General features: G+C 69.8%; 32 protein-coding genes and 1 tRNA gene. 3 read left to right on the forward strand and 30 right to left on the reverse strand.

Features of this window, described 5'->3' with window-relative positions; genetic code table 11:
• Positions 1-19: 19 nt before the first annotated feature.
• The 12 genes from ACOQPP_RS04510 to ACOQPP_RS04565 all read right to left on the reverse strand — a co-directional run bounded on the left by ACOQPP_RS04510 (position 20) and on the right by ACOQPP_RS04565 (position 12,174).
• Entirely contained in the window at positions 20-484 is a 465-nt protein-coding gene (locus ACOQPP_RS04510) for a hypothetical protein (protein WP_420635918.1), read from the reverse strand.
• Positions 484-1,578 (reverse strand): c-type cytochrome, encoded by a 1,095-nt coding sequence (locus tag ACOQPP_RS04515; RefSeq protein WP_420635919.1) that lies wholly within the window; start codon positions 1,576-1,578, stop codon positions 484-486. The genes ACOQPP_RS04510 and ACOQPP_RS04515 overlap by 1 nt, the downstream gene beginning before the upstream one ends.
• Entirely contained in the window at positions 1,575-2,372 is a 798-nt protein-coding gene (locus ACOQPP_RS04520) for a c-type cytochrome (protein WP_419166445.1), read from the reverse strand. Before ACOQPP_RS04520 ends, ACOQPP_RS04515 begins: the two co-directional genes overlap by 4 nt.
• A complete protein-coding gene (locus ACOQPP_RS04525; RefSeq protein WP_419166444.1) occupies positions 2,369-3,229 on the reverse strand; it encodes a c-type cytochrome in 861 nt (286 codons plus the stop codon). The genes ACOQPP_RS04520 and ACOQPP_RS04525 overlap by 4 nt, the downstream gene beginning before the upstream one ends.
• On the reverse strand, positions 3,230-5,002 hold the full coding sequence (locus ACOQPP_RS04530; protein ID WP_419166443.1) for a cytochrome ubiquinol oxidase subunit I: 1,773 nt from the start codon (positions 5,000-5,002) through the stop codon (positions 3,230-3,232).
• Entirely contained in the window at positions 4,999-6,411 is a 1,413-nt protein-coding gene (locus ACOQPP_RS04535) for a radical SAM protein (protein ID WP_420635920.1), read from the reverse strand. The genes ACOQPP_RS04530 and ACOQPP_RS04535 overlap by 4 nt, the downstream gene beginning before the upstream one ends.
• On the reverse strand, positions 6,408-8,633 hold the full coding sequence (locus ACOQPP_RS04540) for a universal stress protein (RefSeq protein ID WP_419166441.1): 2,226 nt from the start codon (positions 8,631-8,633) through the stop codon (positions 6,408-6,410). Before ACOQPP_RS04540 ends, ACOQPP_RS04535 begins: the two co-directional genes overlap by 4 nt.
• 226 nt (positions 8,634-8,859) lie before the next feature.
• Positions 8,860-9,567 carry an ABC transporter permease gene (locus ACOQPP_RS04545; protein WP_419166440.1) on the reverse strand — a complete coding sequence of 236 codons (708 nt, stop codon included), beginning with the start codon at positions 9,565-9,567 and terminating at the stop codon, positions 8,860-8,862.
• The gene (locus tag ACOQPP_RS04550; RefSeq protein ID WP_419166439.1) at positions 9,564-10,562 is read right to left on the reverse strand and encodes an ATP-binding cassette domain-containing protein; all 999 of its coding nucleotides are present in this window, start codon (positions 10,560-10,562) and stop codon (positions 9,564-9,566) included. The genes ACOQPP_RS04545 and ACOQPP_RS04550 overlap by 4 nt, the downstream gene beginning before the upstream one ends.
• Positions 10,559-10,831, reverse strand: a complete 273-nt coding sequence (locus ACOQPP_RS04555; RefSeq protein WP_419166438.1) for a ferredoxin — start codon at positions 10,829-10,831, stop codon at positions 10,559-10,561. The genes ACOQPP_RS04550 and ACOQPP_RS04555 overlap by 4 nt, the downstream gene beginning before the upstream one ends.
• 6 nt (positions 10,832-10,837) lie before the next feature.
• Positions 10,838-11,281, reverse strand: a complete 444-nt coding sequence (locus tag ACOQPP_RS04560) for a PCP reductase family protein (RefSeq protein WP_419166437.1) — start codon at positions 11,279-11,281, stop codon at positions 10,838-10,840.
• Positions 11,278-12,174, reverse strand: a complete 897-nt coding sequence (locus tag ACOQPP_RS04565; protein WP_419166436.1) for a P-loop NTPase — start codon at positions 12,172-12,174, stop codon at positions 11,278-11,280. The genes ACOQPP_RS04560 and ACOQPP_RS04565 overlap by 4 nt, the downstream gene beginning before the upstream one ends.
• A 122-nt stretch (positions 12,175-12,296) precedes the next feature.
• On the opposite strand from ACOQPP_RS04565, the gene ACOQPP_RS04570 reads away from it, so the two are divergent.
• Both ACOQPP_RS04570 and ACOQPP_RS04575 read left to right on the forward strand, forming a co-directional pair.
• Positions 12,297-12,503, forward strand: a complete 207-nt coding sequence (locus tag ACOQPP_RS04570; protein ID WP_419166435.1) for a hypothetical protein — start codon at positions 12,297-12,299, stop codon at positions 12,501-12,503.
• Positions 12,504-12,508: 5 nt separating this feature from the next.
• Positions 12,509-13,144 (forward strand): HmuY family protein, encoded by a 636-nt coding sequence (locus tag ACOQPP_RS04575; protein WP_419166434.1) that lies wholly within the window; start codon positions 12,509-12,511, stop codon positions 13,142-13,144.
• On the opposite strand, the gene hemC is transcribed toward ACOQPP_RS04575, so the two are convergent.
• The 15 genes from hemC to ACOQPP_RS04650 form a co-directional block, all read right to left on the reverse strand.
• Complete coding sequence (gene hemC / locus ACOQPP_RS04580; RefSeq protein ID WP_419166433.1) at positions 13,134-14,093, reverse strand: hydroxymethylbilane synthase; 960 nt, start codon at positions 14,091-14,093, stop codon at positions 13,134-13,136. The two genes, ACOQPP_RS04575 and hemC, sit on opposite strands and share 11 nt — an antisense overlap.
• Positions 14,090-14,587, reverse strand: a complete 498-nt coding sequence (locus tag ACOQPP_RS04585; RefSeq protein WP_419166432.1) for a hotdog fold thioesterase — start codon at positions 14,585-14,587, stop codon at positions 14,090-14,092. The genes hemC and ACOQPP_RS04585 overlap by 4 nt, the downstream gene beginning before the upstream one ends.
• Positions 14,577-16,286 carry a Na(+)/H(+) antiporter subunit D gene (locus tag ACOQPP_RS04590; protein ID WP_419166431.1) on the reverse strand — a complete coding sequence of 570 codons (1,710 nt, stop codon included), beginning with the start codon at positions 16,284-16,286 and terminating at the stop codon, positions 14,577-14,579. Before ACOQPP_RS04590 ends, ACOQPP_RS04585 begins: the two co-directional genes overlap by 11 nt.
• Positions 16,276-16,578, reverse strand: a complete 303-nt coding sequence (locus ACOQPP_RS04595; protein WP_420635921.1) for a hypothetical protein — start codon at positions 16,576-16,578, stop codon at positions 16,276-16,278. Before ACOQPP_RS04595 ends, ACOQPP_RS04590 begins: the two co-directional genes overlap by 11 nt.
• A 2-nt stretch (positions 16,579-16,580) precedes the next feature.
• On the reverse strand, positions 16,581-18,047 hold the full coding sequence (locus ACOQPP_RS04600; protein WP_419166429.1) for a monovalent cation/H+ antiporter subunit D family protein: 1,467 nt from the start codon (positions 18,045-18,047) through the stop codon (positions 16,581-16,583).
• Positions 18,044-19,525, reverse strand: coding sequence for a monovalent cation/H+ antiporter subunit D family protein (locus tag ACOQPP_RS04605; protein ID WP_419166428.1), 1,482 nt, complete (start codon positions 19,523-19,525; stop codon positions 18,044-18,046). The genes ACOQPP_RS04600 and ACOQPP_RS04605 overlap by 4 nt, the downstream gene beginning before the upstream one ends.
• The gene (locus ACOQPP_RS04610; protein WP_419166427.1) at positions 19,522-19,893 is read right to left on the reverse strand and encodes a cation:proton antiporter subunit C; all 372 of its coding nucleotides are present in this window, start codon (positions 19,891-19,893) and stop codon (positions 19,522-19,524) included. Before ACOQPP_RS04610 ends, ACOQPP_RS04605 begins: the two co-directional genes overlap by 4 nt.
• Complete coding sequence (locus ACOQPP_RS04615) at positions 19,890-20,312, reverse strand: Na(+)/H(+) antiporter subunit B (protein ID WP_419166426.1); 423 nt, start codon at positions 20,310-20,312, stop codon at positions 19,890-19,892. The genes ACOQPP_RS04610 and ACOQPP_RS04615 overlap by 4 nt, the downstream gene beginning before the upstream one ends.
• Entirely contained in the window at positions 20,309-20,887 is a 579-nt protein-coding gene (locus ACOQPP_RS04620) for a DUF4040 domain-containing protein (protein ID WP_419166618.1), read from the reverse strand. Before ACOQPP_RS04620 ends, ACOQPP_RS04615 begins: the two co-directional genes overlap by 4 nt.
• Entirely contained in the window at positions 20,887-21,198 is a 312-nt protein-coding gene (mnhG, locus tag ACOQPP_RS04625; RefSeq protein ID WP_419166425.1) for a monovalent cation/H(+) antiporter subunit G, read from the reverse strand. Before mnhG ends, ACOQPP_RS04620 begins: the two co-directional genes overlap by 1 nt.
• Positions 21,195-21,476, reverse strand: coding sequence for a monovalent cation/H+ antiporter complex subunit F (locus tag ACOQPP_RS04630; RefSeq protein WP_419166424.1), 282 nt, complete (start codon positions 21,474-21,476; stop codon positions 21,195-21,197). Before ACOQPP_RS04630 ends, mnhG begins: the two co-directional genes overlap by 4 nt.
• Positions 21,473-21,949, reverse strand: a complete 477-nt coding sequence (locus ACOQPP_RS04635) for a Na+/H+ antiporter subunit E (RefSeq protein WP_419166423.1) — start codon at positions 21,947-21,949, stop codon at positions 21,473-21,475. The genes ACOQPP_RS04630 and ACOQPP_RS04635 overlap by 4 nt, the downstream gene beginning before the upstream one ends.
• 187 nt (positions 21,950-22,136) lie before the next feature.
• A complete protein-coding gene (lptE, locus tag ACOQPP_RS04640; protein ID WP_419166422.1) occupies positions 22,137-22,547 on the reverse strand; it encodes an LPS assembly lipoprotein LptE in 411 nt (136 codons plus the stop codon).
• On the reverse strand, positions 22,477-23,307 hold the full coding sequence (locus ACOQPP_RS04645; protein ID WP_419166421.1) for a hypothetical protein: 831 nt from the start codon (positions 23,305-23,307) through the stop codon (positions 22,477-22,479). Before ACOQPP_RS04645 ends, lptE begins: the two co-directional genes overlap by 71 nt.
• The gene (locus tag ACOQPP_RS04650; protein WP_419166420.1) at positions 23,304-23,750 is read right to left on the reverse strand and encodes an acyl-CoA thioesterase; all 447 of its coding nucleotides are present in this window, start codon (positions 23,748-23,750) and stop codon (positions 23,304-23,306) included. Before ACOQPP_RS04650 ends, ACOQPP_RS04645 begins: the two co-directional genes overlap by 4 nt.
• Positions 23,751-23,851: 101 nt before the next feature.
• Here ACOQPP_RS04650 and ACOQPP_RS04655 point away from each other — a divergent pair, with 101 nt between their 5' ends.
• Positions 23,852-24,613, forward strand: a complete 762-nt coding sequence (locus ACOQPP_RS04655; RefSeq protein ID WP_419166419.1) for a UDP-2,3-diacylglucosamine diphosphatase — start codon at positions 23,852-23,854, stop codon at positions 24,611-24,613.
• On the opposite strand, the gene ACOQPP_RS04660 is transcribed toward ACOQPP_RS04655, so the two are convergent.
• The 3 genes from ACOQPP_RS04660 to ACOQPP_RS04670 form a co-directional block, all read right to left on the reverse strand.
• On the reverse strand, positions 24,594-25,058 hold the full coding sequence (locus ACOQPP_RS04660; protein WP_420635922.1) for a hypothetical protein: 465 nt from the start codon (positions 25,056-25,058) through the stop codon (positions 24,594-24,596). The two genes, ACOQPP_RS04655 and ACOQPP_RS04660, sit on opposite strands and share 20 nt — an antisense overlap.
• A gap of 41 nt (positions 25,059-25,099) precedes the next feature.
• A tRNA-Sec gene (locus tag ACOQPP_RS04665) sits at positions 25,100-25,195 on the reverse strand.
• A 12-nt stretch (positions 25,196-25,207) separates the two neighbouring features.
• Positions 25,208-25,597 carry a RidA family protein gene (locus ACOQPP_RS04670; protein WP_419166403.1) on the reverse strand — a complete coding sequence of 130 codons (390 nt, stop codon included), beginning with the start codon at positions 25,595-25,597 and terminating at the stop codon, positions 25,208-25,210.
• Positions 25,598-25,759 lie beyond the last annotated feature (162 nt).

The following is a 25,759-nucleotide window of genomic DNA, read 5'->3' on the forward strand; positions in this document are numbered from 1 at the left end:
ACCATCGAAGGCGCCGTCGTCACTCCCTCCCTCGATCCTGCGCCCGGCGCACGAGAACGAGACCGAAGGCCCCCGTCAAGAGCATGGCCAGCAGCGGCGTGACCACCACCGTGCTCGACGCCGGTGGTTCGAGGAGGACGTAGTACCATGTGCTCACCGAACTGCGCTTCCCGACCTCGGCGCTCGACCCATCCCACGCCTGAAACGCGATGGGCGTGGGCAGCCCCTCCGCGAAGTCCAAACCCTCGCTCTCGACCTCGATCGGGCGGCGCAGGTACAGCGTCCAGCGGCCCTCCTCCCAGGTCGCTTCCCCGCTCACGGGATCTTCTTCGAGCGGCTCGACCGATTCGAGTCCCCGGCCGCGGCCGGCGCCGACTCCGCCCTCGGAGTCCCACGTCCAGAGGTAGACCGGGTTCCGCGTGTCCCCCATCAGGAAGTACGGGCGCTCCGTGCCTTCGGGCGGTTCGAACGGGAACTGGAGCATCAGCGCGTCCGGGGGCGCATGGTCGGCGCGCCGGCGCTGTCGAGCGCGATCGGCTTCGCCCCGTCGAGGTCCAGCGCGGCGGTGATCTTGTCCTGCCACTCGTCCCAGGCCGGATCCGGGCTCTCCGACGGGTCGTTCCACTGCACCCGCAACGCGAGGTCGCTTCCATCGTGCAGCCCCTGCACCCAGAGGCCGTCCACCGTCGGCGCGAAGTTGCGCGGCACCTGGATGATCTGGCCCGAGAGCGGGAAGTAGAACGGCTCGACGCCTTCCCACGCCTCCTCGGAGCCATCGGCCGGGAGCCCTCCCTCGGCGCGCCCCACGCGGATCACATCGCGCAGCTGGGGCATCTCGCCCGGGCCCATCGAGGCGATGTAGTGCGCGAGCTGCCAGACCTCGTCCGGGGACACGACGCCCGAGTTCATGGCGTCGATCGCCGATGGCATGGGGGTTCCGTCCAGCCCGGTCAGCATCCTGGTGTGTATGTCCTCGACGCTGCCGCCGCCGTTCAGATACCATGCCTCGGTGAGGTCGGCCGCGCGAATCGGGAGACCTCGCCAGTCCTCCAGCGTCGGCGCCGAGGTCCCGTCGCCGCGTCCCGACAAGCCGTGGCATTCCTCGCACAGCATGGTGAGGTACGCCGCCGCCCCCGCCTCGAGGGCCGCGGGACCGCCGCCGGGGTCCGACCCGAAGTCCAGCGGCTCGGGCGCGGGTCCCTGGCCGAAGAACCTCGAGAAGGTCTTGAGGTAGACGATGAGGTCGTCGATTTCGCCATCGGTGAGGTTCGGCCAGCCGGGCATCGTCGTGCCGGGGAGCCCGTTCTCGATCGCGGCCCGCATGTCCGCGTCCGTCGGGAGTTGCCCGCTCCCGGTCGTCCGGACCTGGTACAGGGCCTGGGTGAAGTCGCGGGGCCGCGGCAGCATGGACTCGGCGGCCGAGCCGTCCCCCTGCCCCGTCGCGCCGTGGCATTCCGCACACCAGCGGTCGTACACGAGCTTGCCCGCGGCGGCCGCGTCTTCCTGTCCCGCCAGCGCCGTCGCGCCTCCCGCGATGCACGTCAGGAGGACGATCCCCGTGAGACGCAGCGTCCTCATTCGTGGCCCCCTTCCCCTTCTTCCTCCCACGTCCGCGGCGTGAATCCCGACTGCTCGTAGAGGTAGAGAATGACGGCCCAGATCTCTTCTTTCTCGAGGATCGGCTCCCACGCCGGCATGGCCGAATCCCACGGCGTCCCCTCGCGCGGCAGACCGGGTCCGCCCTTCGCGATGCGCCAGAACACGAAGCTCTCCGTGAGCTGCGGGAGGGCCCCCGAACTCGTGAAGTCGGCGGGGACCGGGTTGAAGGCGGGCGCGAAGTGCCCCTGCCCGTCGAGCAGGTCGCCGTGGCAGGGCACGCAGTTGCGGACGTAGATCGCCTTGCCGACCTGCAGGTGCTCCTCCATCGAACCCTCGGAGCGGAGCGGGTTCTCGAGGCCCGTCAGCTCCATCGACTCGCCGCGGAAGGTGATCTGGTTCGGCGGCGCCGGGTGAATGGCGCGCAGCGTGGCCGGCGCGGCGTAGCTCGGCTTCACGTTCTGGTAGGCGAGCCAGCCGACCATGACCGGGAGCGCCACCATGAGGATTCCGCGCAGCGTCTTCCGGTCCCGGGCCACCATCGTGGTGCGGATCGGTTCGCGGAAGCTCTTCCAGCGCGCCTCGTCCGCGCTCATGTAGAGGAGGATGCCGACGAGCACGATGAGCATGTACTCGAGGATGACCGAACTCGGCACCGGCGCGCTCGGCACGCCGATCAGCGGTAGCAGGTACCCGATCCCGTAATCGAGCGCCATATAGGACGCGACCACGACGATCACGCCCTGCCAGAACGGATGAGCCGGAAATCGTCTCATCGGCTCCCTCCCGTGCTGTCGGCCGGTGCCGCCGCACTGTCCGCCGCCGCGTCCGGGGTCTCACCCGTACCCTCCGCGGGGGCGGCAGCCCCTCCCGTCGCCAGGAAGTTCACCAGAGCGTCGAGTTCCGCGGGTGCCATCATCTGAGCCAGCGTCGGCGACATGGTACCGGCAAAGTCCCGGTATTCTTCGTTGATGCTCGCGTTCGGGTCGACGATGCTCTCCCGGATGAACGCGGGATCCCGGCCCTGCAGGTCCTCCAACGGCGGCGCGACCATCCCGCCCTGCCCGCCCAGGGCGTGGCAGGCGAGGCAACCCGTCATGGTGATCACCGCCATCACATCCACCTGGCTCGGGTCCGTCACGACCGGCGCCGCGGGCGCCGCCGCGGCCGCGTCGTCGGCGGCCAGCGCGGCGGCGAAGTCGTCCGCGTTCACGGTGATCTCGCCCCCCTGCGCCTCCAGGAAGGCGACGAGCGTCCACAGCTCCGCCTGCGACAGGATCCGGCTCTGGTCGAGCATGATGGGCTCGAAGCCCTCCACGATGTAGGAAAGCGGGCTGACGAGCGACTCCCACAGGTAGTCCTTGCAGCTCTGCCCCGGGACGCGCGTCTCGCACACCGTCCCCGCCACCCCGACGATGTCCGGGGCGCGGGTGCCGAGCCCGTGACACGCCGTGCAGCCGCCGACCCCGGCGTAGATGTCCTCGCCGATGGCCGCCAGTTCTTCGGGCGGCATGTCCGCGCTGAGCACGATCTCCTCGGGCACCGCCGACTGCACCTGCGGGATCACGTTCGCCACGAAGGTGAACACCGCCAGCGTCGCCACGACCGTGAACAGGATCTTCAGGTTCGTCATCTATCCTCGCCTGTCCTGGTAGACCGACCGTTCGGCCAGCCCGCCGAGCCAGAAGATGAACCCGACGAGCGCGAAGAAGATGATCACGCAGATGCTGATCATCGTCGCCGCCGGGCCGAGCGCCGGCGTGAACGCCTGCTCGCTCGTGTCGCGGATGACCTCGTAGACGTGCCAGTGCTGCCGGATCCCGCTGCGGGCGAAGCCCATGAGCCCCATGAGCCAGGTGAACGTCACGGCGAGGATGAGCAGCGCGTACTGCGACCGCTCGGGCATCTGCCCCCAGCGGATCTCGCCGCGGGACTTCGCGCCGCGGAGCATCGCCATGTCGAGGCCGATCACGAACAGGATCGTCGCCAGCACCGCCAGGACCTGGTAGACCGAGAACCCGATGCGGACGATCGCGGTCACGAAGTAGCCGTACACGCCGTAGAAGACGACCACGATCGCGGCGACCGCGAAGGCCGCGCCCTGCAGCATGGTTCCGGCGCGCACCCATGGCACCACCGGATCCTTGTTCGCCCGCCGGTACATCAGAAACGACAGGAACGTCGTCAGGATCATCAGGTTCACGGCGGTGTTCTTGGCGCTCATCACGCCCAGCACCTGCAGGAAGGGGTGCCGGATCCCGCCCATGGCCGCGATCTCGTCGCGGTCGGCGATCATCGTGTTGGGCGTGGCCCACACGATCACGCCGAGGACGAGCACGAGGAGCATCCACTTGATGTAGGGCTGGAAGCGCTCCGCGCCCGGGATCCTCCCCATCCCGACCCACAGGTAGTAGTTGCCGGCGAGGAAGAGGATGCCGATGAGGAAGGCCTGGATGATCCAGAGCCAGCTCATGAAGCCGCCCATCATCGTGATCCCCATCTGCTGGCTGAACTCGTAGATCTCGCGGCCGAGGTAGTATCCGGCGAAGGGGAGGACGATGAGAGCGCCGATCGCGATCAGGTTGCCGGTGTAGCCCATCCAGTCGTAGTGGGCCCGCTCCTCGTCGGTCTTGCTCGTGAGGAACCGGTACGCCGCATAGGCGCCGACGATCGCGCCGCCGAAGACGACGTTGGCCAGGAGCCGGTGGATGTTGATCGGCATCCAGGTCGCGTTGTTGATCGCGCTCCACAGCTGGACGGTCTGCGGCGCCGTGTCCACCGTGAGATCGGCCGGAGGGCTCATCATGTAGGTGAGCCAGCCGTTCGCGATGAACATGACGATCGTGCCCCACACGTTGAGCATGATCCCCAGGCACCAGTGGGCCTTCTTCGCCGCGCCCTTCTTCCACGCGTCCCAGCCGTAGTAGTACAGGTAGAGCGTGAAGGACTCGAGGAAGAACATGCCCGCGTACACCCACATCGACGGGGCGAAGACGGCCGTCAGGTACGCCCAGAAGCGCGGATAGAGGGTCGAGAGGAAGAAGACGAGGACCGCGCCCCAGATCGCCGTCGCGCTGTACGCCACGAGCAGGAGGCGGGTGAACTCCTTGGCGAGTTTGTCGTACTTCTCGTCGCCGCCGAACATCCCGATCGCCTCGATGACGACGGCGAACATCGGCACGCCGAGCACGAAGGCCGCGAACAGCAGGTGGAGCTGGGCCGCGATCCAGACCGCGCCGCGACGGTCGAGGCCCAGAAAGCTGAACTCGCCGTAGTCGGGCCCCGCGGCCTGCGCCAGCAGCGGCATCGCCACCACCAGCGCGAGGGCGGCGAGCACCGCGCCGCGGGTCATCCAGCGGAGCGGCCCGCGATCTCCCGCGAGCCTTCCGGACCGGTCGAGCGTCATCGCTTCTCTCCTCGCCCCACGCCCCGCCGCCTCCGGGCGAAGAAGGGCATTCGCTTGGAGAAGTCCACCGGCATGGCGCGGCGGACCTCCTGCATCACATCGAGCGTCACTTCGGCGTGGCCGTGCTCGCGGGCGAACGTCTCGACCCGCTCCGCCACGACCCCGCGCACGAAACTCGGGATGGCGTTCAGCCGCGCCTCGGCGTCCGGACTCCAGCGGAGACGGACCTCGGCGGCGGAACCATACGTGACCTCGCGAGGCGGCTGGAGGGCTTCGGCGACCCCGGGGGCCGGCTCGTAGGCGCAGGCCGGATCGGGGCCGAGGAAGTCGCCGTCCACCGCGTAGGCGCGCGCCCGGCAGCCGCCGCACAGCGTCCGGTATTCGCAGCGCCCGCACTTGCCGCCCAGTTCCCCCTCGCGCAGGAGGCGAAACACGGTCGCCTCGCGCCAGATTTCCCGGAAGGAGGTTGTCGCGAGATCCCCCGCCACCTCCGGCATGTAGGGGCAGGGCGTCACCTTCCCCTCGGGCGTGATGCGGCAGTACTGCACGCCGCACGGGCAGCGGGTCCGGTAGTTGAGCAGCGGGGACTCCGGGTCGCGCTCGTACACGTGGCGCATGAGCTGCGGCTGGCACTTCGAGCGGATCATGAGCCGACCCCGGTACTCGCGCTGGAGTTCGGCGAGCCGGGCCACGAGTTCGTCGTTCTCCCCGGGCGCGAGGCCGCGCATCCCTTCGCCCCGGCCGGTCTCGACGAGGAAGTAGACGTTGAGGCAGACCGCGCCACGGTCGTCCGCCCACGCCGCCATGGCGTCGAGTTCGTGGCGGTTCCCGCGCGTGACCGTGAACTGGATGAGGAAATCGAGCCCGTGCGCCCCCAGCCGGTCGACGGCGGCGAGCGTGTCCTCGAGCGCGCCCTCCCCGTGCCGGAAGCGGTCGTGATAGCGCGGATCGAGGGAGTCGACGCTCAGCGCCACCCCCTGCACCCCCGCGTCCATGAGGGACCGGATGCGCTCATCGGTGAGCCCGGTCCCGTTCGTCCCCACGGTCACGGTCGCACCGCGCTCCGAGGCATGGGCCGCGATCTCCTCGAGGTCGGAGCGGACGAGCGGCTCTCCTCCGCTGAGGATGAGGAGAGGAGACGGGTTCACCTCGAGGATCTGATCGATGATGGCGCGGCAGGCGGAGGTGTCGAGTTCGTTCTCGGCTTGATGCCAGGCACCGGCCGAGATGTAGCAGTGGGCGCAGGCGAGGTTGCAGCGGCGCGTGAGGTTCCAGGCGATGACGTGCGGCAGCGCGGCATCCGGTCCGTCGTGGGGAGAGGCGGCGGCCGGAGCCCCCGCCCACAGGGCCCCCGGCGCAGCGGAAGGACGTTGCGCCACAGCTTCCGCGCCCCGCAACGCCTCGATCACGCCTCGCGCGACCCCGGTTCCGAATCCTGTGCCGCGAACTTCTCCACGGCGGCCTGTGCCTCCTCGGGGGAGACCAGCTTGAAGTCGACGGGACAGTCCGCCGCCTGTTGCTCGATGTCGCGGATCGGACAGCGCGTGACGCCGGAGGCCTTCGCCTCCTCGATGAAGCGCTTCATCTCCTCGCTCATCCCGTCCACGCCGGCGGCTTCGGCCCGGGCCTGTTTCGCCTTCAGCTCGTTGAACATCACGAGCATCGTGTCGAGATCGAACTCGTCCGCCGCGATCATGGCGTCCTTGTTCTCGTCCATGACCGGCGTCGTGACGCGCCACATCTCCTGATCGCGGGCGAAGCGTTCGACCGTATTGCGCGCGAGGGGTCGCGCGATGAGCGGCACGCGGCCGAGGCGTTCGAACGCCTCGCGGGTCCACACGATCGGGTCCGCCGCAGTGCGATCGCGCGGGATCCGGTTGTCCGTGACGGGGCACTTCGCCATCACCGGCAGCGGCGCATCGAAGACATCGTCGTCGCTCGTTTCGACGACCGTCCGCTTCATCGCCTCGCCGGCCTTGACCTCCGCGAGGGCGAGTTCCTCCGCGTCTCCGATCCCCATCACGAGCTGCATGTGGGTCGGCAGGAGCTTCTTGATCGCCTCGTCCAGCCGCTCGTTCGTGACGACGGGCAGTTGATCCCGGTTCCAGAGTTCGGGCTTCGCCCCGTTCGGATCCCCGCCGTTCGCGGCGTCCACGACATCCGATATCGACGGGGCCGCGCCTCCGGCCAGGGCCTCGCGGGCCACCTTCGCGGTCCCTTTCGCCTCCGTGCGGTATCCCTTCTCATCCTTCGGGTTCGGCACGAACGCCGCGGCGTAGCGGCTCCCGGGCCCGTAGTGCTCGAGGACGAACTCCTCGACGGCCTTGCGCGCGATCCCGAGCGCGAAGGGCGGCACGCGCAGGATCCTGACCTCGGCCTCGGGCGCCCACTCGAGCCCGGCCTCGCCGTCCTCCTCGATCCACGGGATCTCCTCGGGCCGTACGTTCTCCGTCCCGATGAGGAGGATGTTCGCATCCGCGAGGTGGACGAGGTTGTCGGCCTGCGAGCCGATGTCCGTGCCTTCGATCCGGTGCGATCCGTGGCGGGCGATGATGAGCAGCGACGGGTCGATCTCCTCCGCCCACTTCAGCATCACGTCGAAGGGCTTCCCGATGAGGACCTGGGTCTCGACCTCGACATCGGGATGTTCGCTCGCCATCACCTCGGCCCGCTTGATGTTCGCCTTGCAGAGGCGGAGCAGGCCCTTGTCGATGATGTTGTTATGCAGCTCTTCCTGTTCCTCGAACTTGAACACCTTCGAGGCCTGCACCGAGAGCACGTCCTTGATGTTGTGGAACACGACGTGGTGGTACTGGACGTCGAAGGCGCTCCCGATGTAGAGCTTCGCCCCGTATTTCCGCGCCATCTCGAGCGCGATCCGCAGCCCCTTGTAGGCGTAGGCCGAGCCGTCCACGCCGATGAGCCACTTCCCGCCCTCGAGGGGTCGGTCGTTGCGGACGATGAGCGCGTCCTTCCGGAGGCCCCGCAGCGCCCGGGCCACGACGCCGCCGAGCCGACTGCGCTCCTGGCGGCCGAGGCCGTGGGCCCCGATGGCCACGAGGTCGTAGTCGCGGCCGGAGGTCCCCGCGAGCTTGTCCTCCTGCTCCTCGTCCTCCGCCACGAGACGGCCGTTCTCGCCCAGACGGACGTCGGCGCGCTGCTTCTCGCTCCCGTCGTAGTTGTGGGCGATGTTGGGATCGAACCCGATCAGGCTCGGGAGGCGTCCGCCGCCCCGGTTCGCCTCATTGATGATCTCCTCGTAGTTGATCCCCTCGAGGAGCTGCCGGGTGATGGTGACCCCCGCCTCGCTGCAGCGCCGGTGCAGCTGGTCGAGGAAGCTGTCGGAGATGAGCTGGAGCCCCTTCTCGATCAGCTTGTCGTGGATCTTCCGCTGTCGGCGGATCTCGGCCGGTTCCTGGAACTGGGCCGGGAGCCCGATCTCGAGCTGGCGAAAGCGGATGTCGTGCAGGCGCGCAGCGTAGACGTGTGAGCCCGTGATCCGGCCCTCCGAACGGGCGCAGATCTCTATGGCCCGGTCCACGGCCCAGTCGGACTCGCGCGAATTGTCGACCGGGACGAACAGTTCTCGATACATGACGCTCCGCTGGGTGGCGTGCTCCGACCGGCTCACGATCCTCCGGCCATTGTTCGCTGGGCCGTGCGATCCGGGCGTGCGCGGGGCGTCAAGATCGGTCGCGGACAGGGATTCCGGCGACGTGGCTCCACGGTTTTCGGGATCGCCCGGAGGTCCCGGGCCTCCGCTTTTGCGCCAAGAAGTTGCGCGAGCCCTCCGGGAAAGTCAAACGAGCCCCGGGCGCCGCGAAGGCGCGGCGAGGCGCGGGTGCCGGAGGACCCCGTCACGGAGTCCGGGGCCAGCGAAGACGGCGACTCCAGATGGTCGGGAAGGCCGCCGCGCCGAGCGTGACCACGAGCACGACGAGGAGGCTCCGAACCCACGCAGACGGGTCCGCGGGAGCCGCCCCCACGCCGGCGCCGAGGGCCGCCCGCAGGGGCATGTAGGGATTCCAGGCGGCCGCGATCTCGTTCCAGCCCGGAACCGGCGTTCTGAAGAAGCCCGCGAGGTGGAGGAGGAGCAGGGAGAGCGCGGCGGAAGCGAGGGCCGCCTCGGCCAGCGAGCGGACGGCGGCGGCGACGAGGGGGCCGATGAGGTTCGCGAACCAGAGCGCGACGAGGGTGGCGATGAGAACGACGGGCCCGGCCCCGAGCCCGCCGGCGGACCAGAGCAGCACGAGCAGCACCGGCAGGAGTTGCGCCGTGTCGATGGCGGTGCGCGCCAGCGTACGCTCGAGGAGCCAGCGGGGCGCGGGGTAGCCGGCGCGCAGCACTTCGTCGAGCCAGCCGTCGCGCGCATCCCGGACGGCCGGAATCGCCGAGCCGAACGCGCCGAAGAAAACGAGGAAGACGCCGAATACGGCGACCCGGTGCGGAGCGGCGGCCTCGCTGAGGGCGACCGGCGTGAGCAGGACGAGCGGGACCGCGATGTTCCACGCGAGGAGCCGTCGCCGCCGGAGGGCCGAGCGCCACGCGAGACGCCAGACCGTCACGCGCCCTCCTCCTCGAGCCGCCGGCCCGCGAGGATGAGGAACGCGTCGGCGAGGGTCGGTTCGCGGACATCGACCGACGTCACGGAAGCGCCCCCTCGAAGGACCCAGGTGAGGGCCTCGGGGAGCACGGTGCGCGGGTCCTCGACCTCGAGGATCACGGCGCCCTCGCGCCACGCCGCCGAGAGGACGCCGGACGGAGGCGGGGGGCATGTCTCGACGTCCGGGAGGGTGGAACCCGCGAAACGGATCTCCACGCGGGGACGGACGCCGACCCGCTGGAGGAGGCGGGCCGGCGTGTCCACCGCCTCGCACCGACCATCGACGATGAACCCCACCCGGTCGCAGTGCGCCGCCGCGAAGGCGGGGTCGTGCGCGGAAAGCACGGTGGTACGGCCCATCTCGCCCTGACCGGCGAGGGCCTCTGCGAGGAGGGCGCGGCCGGCGGGGTCGAGTCCGGCCAGCGGCTCGTCGAGCAGCAGGAGCCGCGCCTCGGCGGCGAAGGCGACCGCGAGCGCGAGCCGCCGCCGCATCCCGCTGGAGTAGGCGCCGGCCGGCCGTTCCGCGTCCCCCGCCAGTCCGAAGCGCGCAAGCCAGGTCGTGGCCTCGGCGCGGGCCTGCACAGGCGAGGCGCCCCGCAACTCGAGCAGGACGGCCGCGTTTTCGCGCCCGGTGAGCCAGGGGCGGAAGACCGGCTGGTCCGGCACGAACCAGCGGTCGAGGGTGCCGTCGACCTCCCGCGCGAGGCGGAGACCGGGCGCACCGTCCCCGGCCAGGAGCCGGAGGAAGGTCGATTTTCCCGACCCGTTGGGCCCGAGGAGTCCGAGTCGTTCACCGTCGCGTACCTCGAGCGAGAGGCCGCGGAGCGCGGGACTCCCATCCGGATAGGTCCAGGCGAGGGCCTCTGCGGCGACGAGCGGGTGACCCCCGCGCGGGCCGCGAGTTTCCGCGCCCTCAGCGGGGTCGGGCCCGGCGCGGGCGGGCCGGCTGCGGTTCACGGGATGATCTCGACTCCGTCCTCCCAGACGGTGATCGCATCGACCGGGCAGGACGCGCAGGCTTCCACGAAGCGCTTTCTCGACGCGTGCTCGGGCGTCGTGAACACCGCCACACCGTCCTCGTCGAGATCGAACGCCTCCGGGGCCTCCTCTATGCAGTCACCGAACCCCACACACAGATCCCGGTCGATGACGGCGCGCAGGCCGTGCACCTCGCGTTCGACCATCGGGTCCGTCACCGTTTCTCCGCCCTCCGCCGTCATCGCCATGGGCCGCTACATCCCCTCCAGTCCGAGATCCGTGCGCGCCCGATCCATGACGGCCGGCGTCATCTCCTCGATCCCCCGTTCCCGTGCATATTCCGTGTAGATCTTCTTCACCATTCCGCGTACGAACGAAGGCACGTGCCCGAGGCGCTCGACCGCGTCCACGCTCCAGCGGACGGTCGAGGGACGGGTCGGGAGTGGCGACTCGAACGCCTCGTCTCGTCCCGATGCCACGCCGGTTCGGACCCCCTCGAGGTTCGCCTCCGGCACGGTCCGGCCGCCGACCTTCACGCCGAGCGAACTCACGAGCTGCGTCTCCATCGGATTGGCCAGCATCGCGGTCTTCCGGCCGCAGGCAGGACAGCGGAACACGGCGGCCATCGTGCCATCGCCGGGCACGGCCCGCTCCTCGAAGCTCATCTGCCGGTCGCAGTCGACGCAGAGGAACTTCATGTTCCTTCTCCGGCTCCCGCGGGGCGCAGCTTCGCGGCCAACTCCGCGAGCCGATCCGCCTCCGGGCCCGCGTCGGCAAACCACGCATCGAGGGTCCCTTCGTCCGCGGCGGTAGCCAGGCGGCGGTCGAACGGGATGCGGGCGAGGAGCGGGATGCCGAAGCGGCGCGCGAGATCCTCGCCGGCGCTCCCCGCGTGCAGGGGGGCGAGGGCTCCGCATTCGTCGCAGCGTGCGCCGGCCATGTTCTCGACCACGCCGTGGACCCGGATGCCGCGCGTTACCGCCAGGTCCAGCGAGCGGGCCACGGCATCCCGCGAGGCGGCGCTCGGGATCGTCACCGCGAGAGCACCCGCAAGGCCGGGGACGAGCCCGTGCAGTTCCGCGAGGCGCTGGGTGCCGGGCGGCAGGTCGACGAGCAGCGTGTCCAGGGGTCCCCAGGCCACATCCGACAGGAATTCGCGAACGGCCCCCCGCTCCTGGGCGCCCCGCCACACGAAGCCCGCGTCGGCGGCGTCCTTCCACGTGAGCGCACGGTCCGGCTCGAGCAGGAGCGCCATCGACATGAGGCGGATCCCCGCCGGCGACACGGCCGGTTCGAGTCCATCCGGGCCGTCGACGAGAGGCCCCGGTTCGACGCCGAGCAGGCCCGCGGCGCTGGGGCCGTTGAGGTCCGCGTCGATCAAGCCCACCCGCTCGCCGCGACGGGCCAGGGCCGTCGCGAGGAGAGCCGCAAGGAGGCTCTTCCCCACCCCGCCCTTGCCGCTCATCACGGCCACGACCCGTGACACGGACGCGAGCCGGGCGGCCAACCGCTCGTCCTGCGCCGCGATCTGGTCGGGCAGTTCGGAGCGGAGTTCGTCCACTTCGTGGTAGGTGCGGATTCCGGGACTCATCGCGCGGCAAGCTCCCACGGGGTCGGCAGGGGGTCAACCGCCGTGCATCGGCGAAGTTTCGGCCCCGGTCCCGTTATCGTACGATGTCGAGGTCGGTCGGAGCTATCCAAAACGGACATCGCATGTCGATCATCGGCTTTCACCGCTTCCTCATCGCCACGGCCATCGTCTTCTGCGCGGTATTCGCCGCGTGGGAGTTCCGTATCTTCTCCGCCAGCGGCGGCCTCGGGCCCCTCGCCCTCGGCGTCCTGTTCGCCCTCGCGGCGGCGGCGCTGGCCTATTACCTGGCCAACCTGGCCCGCTTCCTGAACAGGGAAACGCTTCAGTAGGCGCCGTGCGCGTGGAAAGTCGGGAGAATGCCGGGGCACGACGGCCGGTCGGGCTGTATCTCGCCGGGGTCATCTTCCTCCTCGTCATCATCGTCGTCGTCGCGGGCTCTTTCGTACGGCCCGACCCGCTGACCTTCGTGCCGACTCCGGTCGTTCCCCGGCCTCCTGCGGAATATTTCGTGGTGGACACCGTGACGGTCGACGCACGCGACGGCTCCGAGTGGGTCTATTTCGACTTCGACAAGGGGAGCGCGGTCGCCGGGCCGCTGGCGGGCTGGGACCTCGCGGTCAACCGGTACCACATCATCGTGAACGGGGGGGCGGGATACGCGGGGGCCGGCGGGGCCATCGCCACGAGCGTGCCGTGGGCGGCCGTGACCGAGGCGCCCGCGGGCGGCTACGCGACCACCGAGGGAACGGTCGACGAGGGGGCCGCCACGCCGGGGCTCGAGCACTGGTACCAGTACGGGTTCTTCTCCCACCTCCTCGAACCGAAGGATGAGACGTACGTCATCCGGACGGCGGAGGGGCGCTACGCCAAGCTCAGGATCCTCAGCTACTACTGCCCGCAGGCGACGCCCGGTTGCATGACCCTCCTGTACGGGTACCAGGGGGACGGGACGCGCCGCCTCACGGGCTGAGCCGGCGGGCGCGCTCGACGAGGGCGGCCGCGCCCGCTTCCAGCATGCGTTCCGCCAGGCACCGACCCACGTGGGCCGCTTCGGACGCCGGCCCCGACGCGGCATCCTCGATCGGCGGGCCACCGCCCACGTCATAGACCGCGGCTTCGAGCCGCAGCCCGTCCCCGGTTCGCCGGGCGCGGGCGGCGATGGGCACGCGGCAGCCCCCTTCGAGGGCAGCAAGGAGGGCCCGTTCGGCCGTCGCCTCGACCCTCGCGCCCGGGTCGTCCAGCGCCCGGACCCGGGCCATCACGCGCTCGTCGCCCGCGCGGCATTGCAGGCCGAGCGCGCCCTGCCCCGGCGCGGGAAGCCATCCCTCGTCGAGCACGGCCGCGCCGCGCGGCCAGAGGCGGAGCCGCCGCAGCCCCGCGGCGGCCAGAACCAGCGCCTCGAAGGCACCCTCCTCGAGTTTCCGCAGGCGCGTGTCGACGTTGCCTCGTACGGGCCTCGGTTCGAAGTCCGGCCGGTACGCCCGGAGTTGGGCGGCGCGCCGCAGGGACGACGTGCCGACGCGCGCGGCGGCGGGCAGGCGTTCGAGTGCGTCCAAACCGCGCTCCGGAGCATCGACCGGCGCGAACGAATCCCGAACCACCACGACATCGCGCGGGTCCTCGCGCTCCGGCACCGCCCCGAGATCGAGTCCCTCGGGCGGATCCACGGGAAGGTCCTTCAGCGAATGCACGGCGACGTCGATGCGCCCCTCCCGAAGCGCCCGCTCGAGGTCTTCCGTGAACAGCCCTTTGCCCCCGATCGCCGGGAGGGGGGTCTTCCGGTCGCGATCCCCGGCCGTGGAGATGAAGTCGTAGTCGACGGACAGGTCGGGCCAGCGTTCGCGCAGCCGCTCCCCGACCCACTTGGCCTGCGCGCGAGAAAGCGGAGACCGCCGGGCTCCGACGACCAGTTGCCTCACTCCGGGCCCGCTCCCGGCCCGCCCAGCACCTCCGGAAGCCGCGCCCGGTCGACCTTACCCACCCCGTTCAGCGGCATCTCCTCCACCAGCACGATCCGCCTGGGGTGGGCATAGGCGGGACCCTTCACCGCATCACCCCACGATGCGTCCGACACCGAGATGGTGCGGCCGTGGCGCCGCAGGCGGGCCGTGGCGAGGAGCCGGGGACCGGTGCAGGGGCGCAGGTAGTCGACCCGCAGCGAGATGGTGGGCACTCCGCCCCCGGCCCGCACCGCGACGACCATGTCCCCGGCGATGTCGATCAGCGACGCGACCGGACCGCCGTGATAGATCGTGCCGTCGCGGGTGAGATCGGGCCGCATGGTCATCCCGACGACCACCGTGTCCCCGCCCACCCCCTCGAAGGTGATTCCGAGTGCGACGATCGCCTCGAAGCCCGCGAGGATGGACTCGATCAGGGTCCGGGAAGCGGCGTCACCTCCCCTACCTCGCATAGTAGAGCAGAAGGAGGACGCCGAGCAGGACGGCGACCCAGATGACGGACGCGCCGGTAGGCCAGGTGCGGGCCAGAACGCCGCTGGGACCCATGTACCGCCGGGCCGACCGCACCGCGCTCCCGGCCGTCGCCACGCCGCGTGCCGCCACACCGCCCCGCAGGGCCCAGGCGAGACGCCCCACGCCGAGCGCCAGGGCCTTGCCCGGCCGGCGATAGAGCCAGTCCGCGTCGAGGTTCGTCGATGGCAGCTCGTGCGGCTCGCGGTCCGACAGCCTCAGCCACACGAACGCCAGGACGGCGAAGAAGACGAGCTGCAGCTGGCTGATCACGTGCGCGGAAGTGAAGGGCACATACGCCACTTCGTACGGCAGGTTCGGATACAGGAACAGCTGCGGGAAGCTCCCGTTGAAGACGCACAGGAAGGCCGCGATCCCCATCGCGATCAACATGCTCCGCGGGGCTTCCTTGACCCGAATCCCGGAGTCCGGCGCGAAGAAGCCGTAGAACGGGATCTTGATCCCCGCGTGGTGGAGCACGCCGGCGGAGGCGAAGAGCAGGAAGAGCCAGACGACGTCGAGGTTCTGCTCCAGGGCCGCCGCCATCACCATCGACTTGCTCACGAAGCCGCTGAACAGCGGGAAGGCGGAGATCGACGCGGCGCCGACGATGCAGAGTCCCGCCGTCTTCGGCATGCTCTTGTAGAGCCCGCCCAGGTCGCTGCACTTCGTGGTGCCGGTCCGGTACAGCACGGCCCCCATCGACATGAACAGGAGCCCCTTGAACAGCACGTCGTTGAAGGCGTGGGCCACGGCCCCGTTCACGGCCAGCTCGGTGCCGATCCCGATCCCGCACACCATGAAGCCGATCTGGTTGATCATGCTGTAGCCCAGCACCCGGCGCAGGTCGTTCTCGATCACCGCGTAGAAGATCGGGAACAGCGTCATGAGGACGCCGACGTAGATCAGGAGTTCGGTCCCCGCGTACCCCCGCGCCAGCGCGTACACGGCCACCTTGGTCGTGAACGCGCTCAGGAAGACGGCGCCGCTGTACGTGGCCTCGGGATAGGCGTCTGTGAGCCAGTTGTGGAGAAGCGGGAAGGCCGCCTTGATGCCGAATCCGAGGAGGATGAGGTTCGTCCCCAGCGTCCCCGTCCCCAGGTGGTCGAAGGCGACCGACCCGGTCGCGCGCGCGTGTGCGATGATCCCCGCCAGGAGGATGACCCCCGACCCGACCTGCACGATGAGGTAGCGCATCCCGGCCCGGTAGGAGCGCTCCGTGCCGCGCGCCCACACGAGGAAGACGGAACTCAGCGCCAGCAGTTCCCAGAACACGAACAGCGTGATCAGGTCGCCCGCTCCGACGGCCCCGATCGCGGCGCCGGCGTAGATCAGCGCCGAAGCGTCCTCGAGCGCGCTTCCCGCCCGGCGGGCGAAGATGAGTCCGATGAGGGCGGCGACGTGGAACAACCACCCGAAGAGCCGGCTCAGCCCGTCCACGCGCACGAGGGTCAGCTCGTACGAGAAGATCGAGATCCGCCCGAACTCCCCTTCCCCGAGCGACACCAGCCAGATGAGGCTGGCGACCGGCAGGAGGAGGACCCAGGCCGTGCGGGCGCGGCCCCGGAAGGCAGGCACGAGCAGCGCCCCGAGGATCATCACCGCGGCGGGCGGGAGGCCGCCCGGGAGACTACCGATCATAGTAGTCCTCGTCCCGCATGACGCCCTTCCTGAGCGCCTTCGCCGTGTAGACGATCGCCGTGTAGGCGAGGAAGCCGTAAAACGCGTAGAAGCCGGGCCACCCCTCCCAGTCGCGCTCCTGGTGGCGCCACTCGTGCCACCCCAGCTCCTTCTGGATGAGGCTCGCGACGTCGAGCGCGACGACGACGGCGCACACGATGAACAGGATCGCGATGAGCCTCTTCCAGCGCTTCGGATCGTCGAAGTAGTGTTTCCGTCCGCCCGTATCCGGTCTTTCCGGGGCCATGGCCATGACTAACCTCCGCCCAGGGGAGCGAGCAGGCGATACACATCGTCCGCGAGGAAGAAGAGGACGATGCAGCCCAGCGCGGTGAAGGAGAGCGCGGCGACGCAGAAGGCCGGCGCCTCCTTGAAGCGCGGCGGCTCCGATCCGTCGGCGGGCTTCGAGAAGAAGGCCCGGATGGGGATCGGGATGAGGTACGCGATGTTGAGCAGCGAACTGATCATGAGCACGGCCACGAATACGATCTGGCCCGCGTCCAGCGCCCCCAGCGCGAGATACCACTTGCTCCAGCTCCCCCCGAGCGGAGGCACGCCGATGACGCTGAGGGCGCCGATGAGGAACGCCGCCATCGTGATCGGCATCGCCCGCCCCAGCCCCCGCATGTCGCTGATCTCGGTCTTGTGCGCGGCGACGTAGATCGCGCCGGCGCAGAAGAAGAGGGTGATCTTGCCGAAGGCGTGCATCACGATGTGCATGCTTCCGCCCACCACGCCCCACGCGTTGGCGAGCGCCGCGCCCAGCACGATGTAGGAGAGCTGGCTCACGGTGGAGTAGGCGAGTCGGCGCTTGAGGTTGTCCTGCGCCATGGCCACGAGGGAGCCGACGATGACCGTGATCCCGGCCGCGTACATCAGCCACACGCTGATCCCGGTCGAAGACAGCAGGTCGAGACCGAAGATGTAGACGACGACCTTCATCACCGTGAACACGCCCGCCTTCACGACGGCGACCGCGTGCAGGAGTGCGCTTACCGGGGTCGGCGCCACCATCGCGGCCGGGAGCCAGCGGTGGAAGGGCATCAACGCCGCCTTGCCCGTCCCGAAGACGTAGAGCACGAGCAGCGTGAGGAGCACCGGTTCGCTTGCCCGTCCCTCGAGGATGCCCCCGGCCCGGAAGTCGAGCGTGCCCGCGATGACCCAGGTCCACACGACCGCGAGGAGCAGGAAACCGACGGAGGTCGTGACCAGGACCCCCAGATACGTGCGGGCGCCCCTCATCGCCTTGGGCGTCCCGTGGTGCGAGACGAGCGGGTAGGTCGAGAGGGTCAGGACCTCGTAAAAGAGGAAGAGCGTGAGCATGTTGCTGGCGAGCGCCACGCCCATGGCCGCGCAGATGGAAACAGCGAAGCACACGTAGAAGCGGGTCTGGTGCCGCTCCCTGTGCCCGCGCATGTAGCCGATCGAGTAGATTGAGGTGACGATCCAGAGGCCGGAGGCCACCAGCGCGAAGAGCAGCCCCAGCGGCTCGAGCCGCAGCACCAGGCCCAGGCCACCCGGAAGCAGCCACACGAGCAGGACGGCAGGGTTCGACCCGCCGGTCACATGTGGGATGAGAGAGACGACGAACCCGAAGAGCGCCAGCCCGGTGACGACCGTGGCGGTGTCCCGCGCGTTCGGCCAGCGGCCGAGCGCGGCAATGACCACCGCCCCGGCGAGGGGGATCAGCAGCGCGAAGTGGAGGGGGACGATCCCGCTCACCGTAGGCCCCCGAGCACCGCTTCCGCCGCCCGGCTCGCGACGCCGGCCGAATACGACGTGTAGATGCCGAAGAAGACCGTCGCCGCGAGGAGCACCCAGGTCGGAATCAGCATCGATAACGGCGCCTCGCGCGCCTCGCGCGCGCGCTCACTCGGCTCGCGGAAGAACGCGATCTCCAGGACCCGCCATACGTAGACGAGCGCGAGGAGCGAACTGAACAGCACGATGACGGCGACGAGCATGCTGTAGTCCTCCAGCGCCGCCTGGATGAGATACCACTTGCTGATGAAGCCGGCCGTGGCCGGCACGCCGATGAGCCCCAGGCCGCCGAGCGCCCAGGCGGCCATCGTCCACGGCATCGCGCGCCCGATCCCGGCCATGTCCTCGAGGTCGACCGAGTGCAGCCGCAGCATGATGCACCCCATCGCCATGAACAGGCCGCCCTTGATGAGCGCGTGGTTGAACAGGTGCACGATGCCGCCCGTGAGCCCGGTCGCGGTGGCGAAGCTGATCCCGAGCACCATGTAGCCGATCTGGGCCACCGAGGAATAGGCGAGCATCCGTTTCACGTTGCGCTGGAAGATCGCCACCGTGGAGGCGATCACGATCCCGGCGAGCGCGAGCGGCATGAGCGCGCGCCCGAGCCCGAGTTCCTCGAACGAGAACTCGATGCCGAACACGCTGAACATGAAGCGCAGCAGGATGTAGACGGAGACCTTCGTCGCCGTCGCCGCGATGAAGGCGCTCACCACGGACGGCGCGTACGCGTAGGCGTTCGGCAGCCAGACGTGCAGCGGGAAGAGCGCCATCTTGAGGGCGATCCCCACCGTAAGGAACCCGAACGCGACGAGCGCCGTGCGACTGCCCCCGGCCGCCGGCAGCCGCGCGGCCATGTCCGCCATGTTCAGCGTCCCCGTCATCTGGTACATGAGACCGATGCCGATGAGGATGAACGTGGCTCCGATCGTCCCCATGACGAGGTACTGGAAGGCGGCCGGAAGCGCCTGCCGGCGCCCCCCCTGGGCGATGAGCGCGTAGGAGGAGAGCGCCGAGATCTCGAGGAAGACGAAGACGTTGAACAGGTCCCCGGTGATCGCGATCCCGAGCAGGCCCGTGAGGCAGAGCAGGTACAGGGTGCAGAACAGGTAGTGCCGCGAGGCGGGGATCTCGTCCGCCAGGCTCCGCGGCGCATATGTGAGGACGAGGGCGCCGAGCCCCGATACGAAGAGGAGCACGAAGGCGCTCAGCGCATCGACGCGGTACTCGATCCCCCACGGCGCGGACCAGCCCCCGAGTTCGTACGTGATGACGCCGCTCGCGAGCACCTCGCCGAGGAGGGCCACGGAGACGGCGAAGGTGATCCAGCAGACGCCGATCGCGAACGGCAGCACGAGCGCGCGGCGGCGCAGGATGATGCACAGGGGGGCCGCGATGAGCGGGATGACGACCTGCAGGACCGGAAGCTGTCCGCCGATCATCGCACCTCGTCCTGCGCCTGGATCTCGTCCTCCTCGATCGTCTCGTACGCCTCGCGGATGCGCACGACGAGAGCGAGCGCCACGGCCGTCGTCGCCACGCCGACCACGATCGCGGTCAGGATGAGGACGCTGGGGAGCGGGTTGCTGTACACCTCGAACCCCTCGGCGAGGATCGGCGCGCTGCCGCCCGACACCTTCCCCACCGTGATGTACATGAGGAAGACCGAACTCTGGAAGATGTTGAGCCCGATCACCTTCTTGATGAGGTTCCCGCGCGAGATGACGATGTAGAACCCCGTCATCATCAGGAAGATGACGACCCAGTAGTTGTAGAGGCCGAGGACGGAATCGAGGGCGGTCTCGGTCATGCGCGACCCCGTCCCGCGAAGGTCGAGTAGATCGCGATCATCACCGCCGCCACCGTCATCCCCACGCCCAGTTCGACGACGAGGATGCCGTAGTGCTGCCCCGACGACGGGTGCGCGGGGGCCAGGACGCCGTACTCGAGGAAGTTCCCGCCCAGGAGCATCGTCGCGACGCCGGTCCCGGCGAACACGAGGACGCCCGTCGCGATGAGGAGTTCGATCATGCGCGCGGGCGCGACGCGGCGCACCTCGGTGAGCCCGAAGATCAGCCCGTACAGCACGAAACCGGCCGCGAAGATCACTCCCGCCTGGAAGCCGCCGCCGGGCCCGTAGTCGCCGTGGAACTGCACGTAGAGGGCGAACAGGAGGACGTACGGGATCAGGAGCTTGCTCACGACGCGGAGGATCGTGTAGTAGGTCATGCCGCGTCCTCCTCTTCGACATCGATCGGCCGGCGTTTGCGGCTGCCCCGGAGGAGGACGAGCACGGCGATCCCGGCCGTGAAGATGACCACGGTCTCCCCCAGCGTGTCGTAGCCCCGATAGCTGGCCAGCACCGCGGTGACCACGTTCGGGATGTGGATGTCCTCCTCGGTGCGCTCGACGTAGGAGGGGTGCGGGTAGTTGCTCGCCGGCGCCTCCGGATCGCCGAAGCGCGGCATGTCGAGCGTGCCGTACACGAGCGCGGCGCCCGTGATGGCGACGACGGCGAGCGGGAGCGCCGGCGGGCGCACGGGCCGCTTCGCCCTGCGGGTCGTGAGCGCGAGCGTGGCGAGCGCGAGGATGGTCGAGATCCCGGCGCCGACCGCCGCCTCCGTGAAGGCGACATCGGGGGCATCGAGCAGGAGCATCCAGCCGGCCCCGAGGAAGCTGAAGATGCCCATCAGCATCACCGCCGCGAACAGGCCCCGCATGCGCACGACGGCGATCGCCGTCAGGCAGAGCAGCGTCAGGAGGAGCGCCGTGACGATCTGGACCTCGAGCGCCACCGCCTCGATCACGCGTCCTCCGTTTCGTCGACCCGCGGCCGGAGCCCCGCCCCGAGCGCCGCGTTGGCGAGCGCGTGCGTGGACGTGGGGCTCGTGATCCAGAGGAAGATGAGGATCGCGACGAGCTTCACGGTCACGAGGCCGTGCGGAGGGAGGAACATCAGCCCGATGAGGATGAGCCCCGCACCGAGCGTGTCCGTGAGCCCCGCGCCGTGGATGCGGGAGAAGAAGTCCGGGAGGCGGAGGAGCCCGATCCCCCCGATGAGCGCGAAGAGGGCACCCGACAGCACGAGGACGGCGCTCACGATCTCGAGGATCATGTGGCCTCCTCGCGGTCCTGGTCGGCGAAGGTGCCGTACTTCGAGAATCTGAGCACGGCGATCACGCCGATGAAGTTGATGAGGGCGTACACGAGCCCGAGGTCGAGGAAGTCCGGGCGGCCGGTGACGAACCCGATCACGGCGATGAGGAGCACCGTCTTCGTCCCGAACATGTTCAGCGCCAGGATGCGGTCGAAGACGGTGGGTCCCCGCGCCGCCCGCAGGAGCGCGAGTCCCATCGTGACGATGATCGCGGCGACGGCGGCGGCGAGGATCATCCGGACCCCTCGACGCCCGCGACGCGCCGGTCCATCTCGCCCGTGAGGACACCGTCGGCGGCCTCGCGCGTGAGGGCGTGGATGGTCAGTTCGTCGCCGTCCGCAGCGATCGTCACGGTGCCGGGCGTGAGCGTGATCGAGTTGGCGTAGATCGCCCGGCCGACATCCGTGCGCTGTCCGGCCCGCACCTTGAACACGCGCGGGCTGATCGGCAGCCCGGGCCTCAGGATGCGCAACGCCACGTCGACATTCGCCTTCGCGATCTCGAGGAAGAGCCACGGCAGGTAGAGGACGAGCCCGAGCGGCAGCTGGACCGGCGCGCCCTCGTCGTCCACGATCCGCATCCGGATGGAGATCGCGAGGACGAGCGCCAGCGAGACGGCACCGAAGCTCAGGAGCAGTGGGTCGTAGTGGCCCGACCAGAGGAGCCACACGGCCGCCATGACGACGACGAGCCCGGCGATGTACTTCACGCGCGGCCCCTGCGCGGCGGCTTGTGAAGTCGGGCGAAGGACCCGTCGGCTCGAGTGGTTGGCGGCATGTGGCGGTCGGAAGCTGAGTGAACGTTCGGACTGCCCGCGTCGGTCGCCGACAGAATGGCGAACCTCTCGCGCGAGCGCGAGGGGTCGTCGCCCGGGGGGGCCGGGATCGCCGGTCAGTCTACCATTGGGATTGGGCGCCGTCGACGATCTGCTGCACGAGGTTCTCCAGCGCCACGAGCAGGGCCTGCTCCTCCGTCTCGTCGCCGGGCTGGTATTCCCCGGTGCCGGTCAGGCTCTGCGTGCTCCAGATGATGAGGTTCTCCGCCACGTCGAGGATCTCCACCGAGACGCTCACCGTCACGCGGCGCTGGAATACGTCCGCGCCCACCCCGTCGACCGCGTTGAAGTTGACCGCCTCATCCGCATACCTGCGGATCTGCGCCGTGATGACCGCGTCCGCTTCCTCCTCGGACGAGAGGCGCAGGCCGAGACGCTGGCGCGCCGCGGTGAGGAGTTCCTCAGTCAGGGACTCGGCGAGCCCGAACTGGGTACTCTCGTTCTCGATCGGCGCCACGTAGACGGTGCGCATGTGACTGGGCAGACCGCCGCCTCCGGAGAAGCTGTAGCAACCCGCCAGCGCCGCGACGACGGCGAGCCCGATCATCATCCCGGATCGGATTCGGCAAGACATAGAACCTCTCTTCGTAAGGCCGCGACTCCGCCGTCGCGCTCACCAACCGCCACCGGACCCCGGTCTCCTCCACCGCGTCCCGGTACTCGGCCTCGCTCGGCCAGCCGGGATCCGCCCCCCAGTCCAACTCGATCCACCGCTCCCGCCGCGGCCCCAGCCGCTCCTCGACCCGGGTCAGGCGGTCGCCGGAGAGATGAAAGTAGCGCCTCCTCCCCTCCCCGGCTTCGAACTCGAGTACCCGGAGATCGTCGCTCTCGAACCCGCTCGCCGGGGGAGCGTCCCCTGGCCGAAAGACGCCCGCCATCGCGTAGAGGAAGACGCTGGGGGGCAACTCGACGCCCTCGAGGTCTCCGGAGGTCGCGAGATCGCCGTCGACGAGGGTCGCCTGCAGGCTTCCCTCCCCCGTCGAGAAGAGGTCGAGCCGGAAGCGGTCCGGGGGGTTCACGCGCGCGACCCCATCGCCCTTGAAGCTGCCCCGCTCGTCCGCGTACTCCCACTCGAACTCGACCCGGGTCGGCTGTTCGGCACCGGACGCCGCCCGGGCCCGGCTCGCGACCTCCTCCGCGTCGGCGATCGGGGCGCCGAGTTCGAAGCCCCCGGTGCAGGCCGCGCTTCCGAGCAGCACGGGCCACAGCGCCCGTCCCGGGACGCGCCTCACGCGGCCGACTCCTCCCCGGCGGCGACCGCCGCGATTTCCCCCAGCCGCCGCTTCACTTCCTCGGGAAAACGCCGGGGGCGGCCCCGGCCATCCGCGCATACGAGCCAGGTCCGGGCGCGGGCCAGCGTCGCGTCGTCCTGCGCGCGCGCGATCCGGTACGCGAAGACGATCTCCCGGCTCCGCAGCCGCTCGAGCCGCGTGTGGATCCGCACGCGCTCATCGTAGCCGACGGGCACGCGGTACTCGACCTCGACCCGCGAGACGGGCAGCAGGAGCCCGTCCCGCTGCAGCTCCGCGTAGGAGATGCCGTGCGCCCGCATGAGCGTGGTCCGCCCCAGTTCGCACCACACGAGGTAGTGGCGGTGGTGAGCCCGGCCCATCTGGTCGGTTTCCGCGTAGCGGACCCGGACCTCCACCGTCCCGGCGTCGTCTATCGGTCGCATCGGTCCAACATATGCGTGCCCCGCAACGGGCGCCGAAACGTCGACCTCCGCCCGCTTCCCCCGGTTTGACGCGTCGTGCCCCGCCCGACGAGCTTCGGCGCATGTCCGAGCGCACCGTGGTCGTGTCCGACATCCACCTCGGCGCCGTGGCGGCGGAGAACGAGCGGGCCTTTCTCGCGTTCCTCGCCGAGGCGCAGCGCTGGGGCGACGAGTTGCTCATCAACGGGGACCTGTTCGACTTCTGGTTCGAGTATCGACAGGTGGTGCCGCGCGGACAGCTCGACGCCCTCGCGCGGCTCCGCGCGCTGGTCGAACGCGGGATGCGGATCCGCTTCATCGGGGGAAACCACGACGCATGGGGCGGGAGCTTCCTGCGGGAGGAAGTCGGGATCGAGGTCCTCGACGGGCCGGTGCGGCTCACCGTCGGCGGGCGGCGCGCGTACGTCGCGCACGGGGACGGCCTCGGCGGCGCGGACCGGGGCTACCGCGCGCTCAAGTGGGCGGCTCGCAGTCGCTGGGGGTCGGGCCTGTTTCGCTGGGTCCACCCGGATCTCGGGGTGCCGCTCGCACGGCTTGCCAGCGGCACGAAACGGGCCCAGGCCCGCGAGAACGGGGGAGACTCGCCCCGCGCGGACCGGCTCGCCGCCTGCGCGCGCCAGGTGCTGGCCGCGAACGCCGACGTCGACCTCGTCGTGTTCGGCCACGCGCACAGACCCGAGCTGTCGGAGGTGGCGCCGGGCCGATTCTATCTCAATGCCGGCGACTGGCTGCACCACAACAGCTTCGCCGTCGTCACCCCGGCAGAGATCCGACTCGAGTCCTACGCGCCCCAGCGCCCTCCGGTCACGGGAATGCCACCTTGAAGCCGACCGTGATCCCCAGCGACCCATCGGGCGGCGGAGCGACGATCGGCTCGAAGTCCCAGAAGTGGGTGGACACCCAGGCGTCGAGGCCGCTCAGGAAGGCGATGAAGCCGGCGAGGACGATCCAGTTCTCGCGCTGTCCGGTGCGGTTCGAGATCCGCTCCTCGTTCTGGGGGACCTCCTCCTTCGCCGCCGAGAGTCGCGCGTCGGACTTGAAGACCATGAACAGAAAAACCGCCTCCGCCGTGAAGTAGAAGGCGCCGCGCGACGGCTGCCCGACCTCGAACTGCCCCCAGCCGGGGAGGATCAGGGAGCGGCCGAAGGCGCCGAGGGGAGAGATCGGCGGGCGCTGCTCGGCGGTCAGGGCGTCCGCGACCGCGACCGTGTCGGCCGTCGCCACCGTGTCGGCCACCGCCCCGGGGGGTGGAGGATCCTGCGCCGACAACGGCCCCGGTTCCGCGGCGCCGCAGCAGAGCACGACGAAGATGGCGGGAACGTGTGGGAATCGAACCCACCCGGGACGCGCGAACGCCCCGTAACGGTTTTGAAGACCGCAGGCGACACCAGTCACCATCCGCTCCCGTTCATCCGTCGTCAGGCGGGGCGCGGGCGCGCGATCACCTCGATCTCGACCCGGGCCCCGAGCGGGAGCGCGCCCACGGCCACGGTGGAGCGCGCCGGGTACGGCGGATCGAAGCACTTCGCATAGATCTCGTTCACTGCGCCGAAATCCCCCATGTCCGACAGAAAGATCGTCGTCTTCACGACATCGGCGAAGGTGAGGCCCGCTTCGTCGAGCACCTCCCGCAGGTTCGCCATGACGCGCTCGGCCTGGGAGGTGATATCGCCTCCTGCCATCGAGCCGGTGGCGGGATCCAGCCCGACCTGTCCGGCCGAGTAGAACACCTCGCCGGCCCAGTATCCCTGCGAATACGGGCCCACGGCCGCAGGGGCGTGATCCGTGTGAACGGGTCCGGTCTGCATTTGCATGGTCTCCTTTCGGGACGGGCGAGCGGCTTACGGCTTCTTGCATCGCAGTGGTGGGAACGGGTAACGTCGCCCGTACGCCCCTTCGCTGAAGGTCGATCTTGCGTTCGAGCGCGTCGTGGCGGTCGGGCGAAGATACGTCTATCCCCGGAAGAGCGC

Origin of the sequence: Candidatus Palauibacter sp., from assembly GCF_965222475.1 — a bacterium.
Classification (GTDB): Bacteria; Gemmatimonadota; Gemmatimonadetes; order Palauibacterales; family Palauibacteraceae; genus Palauibacter.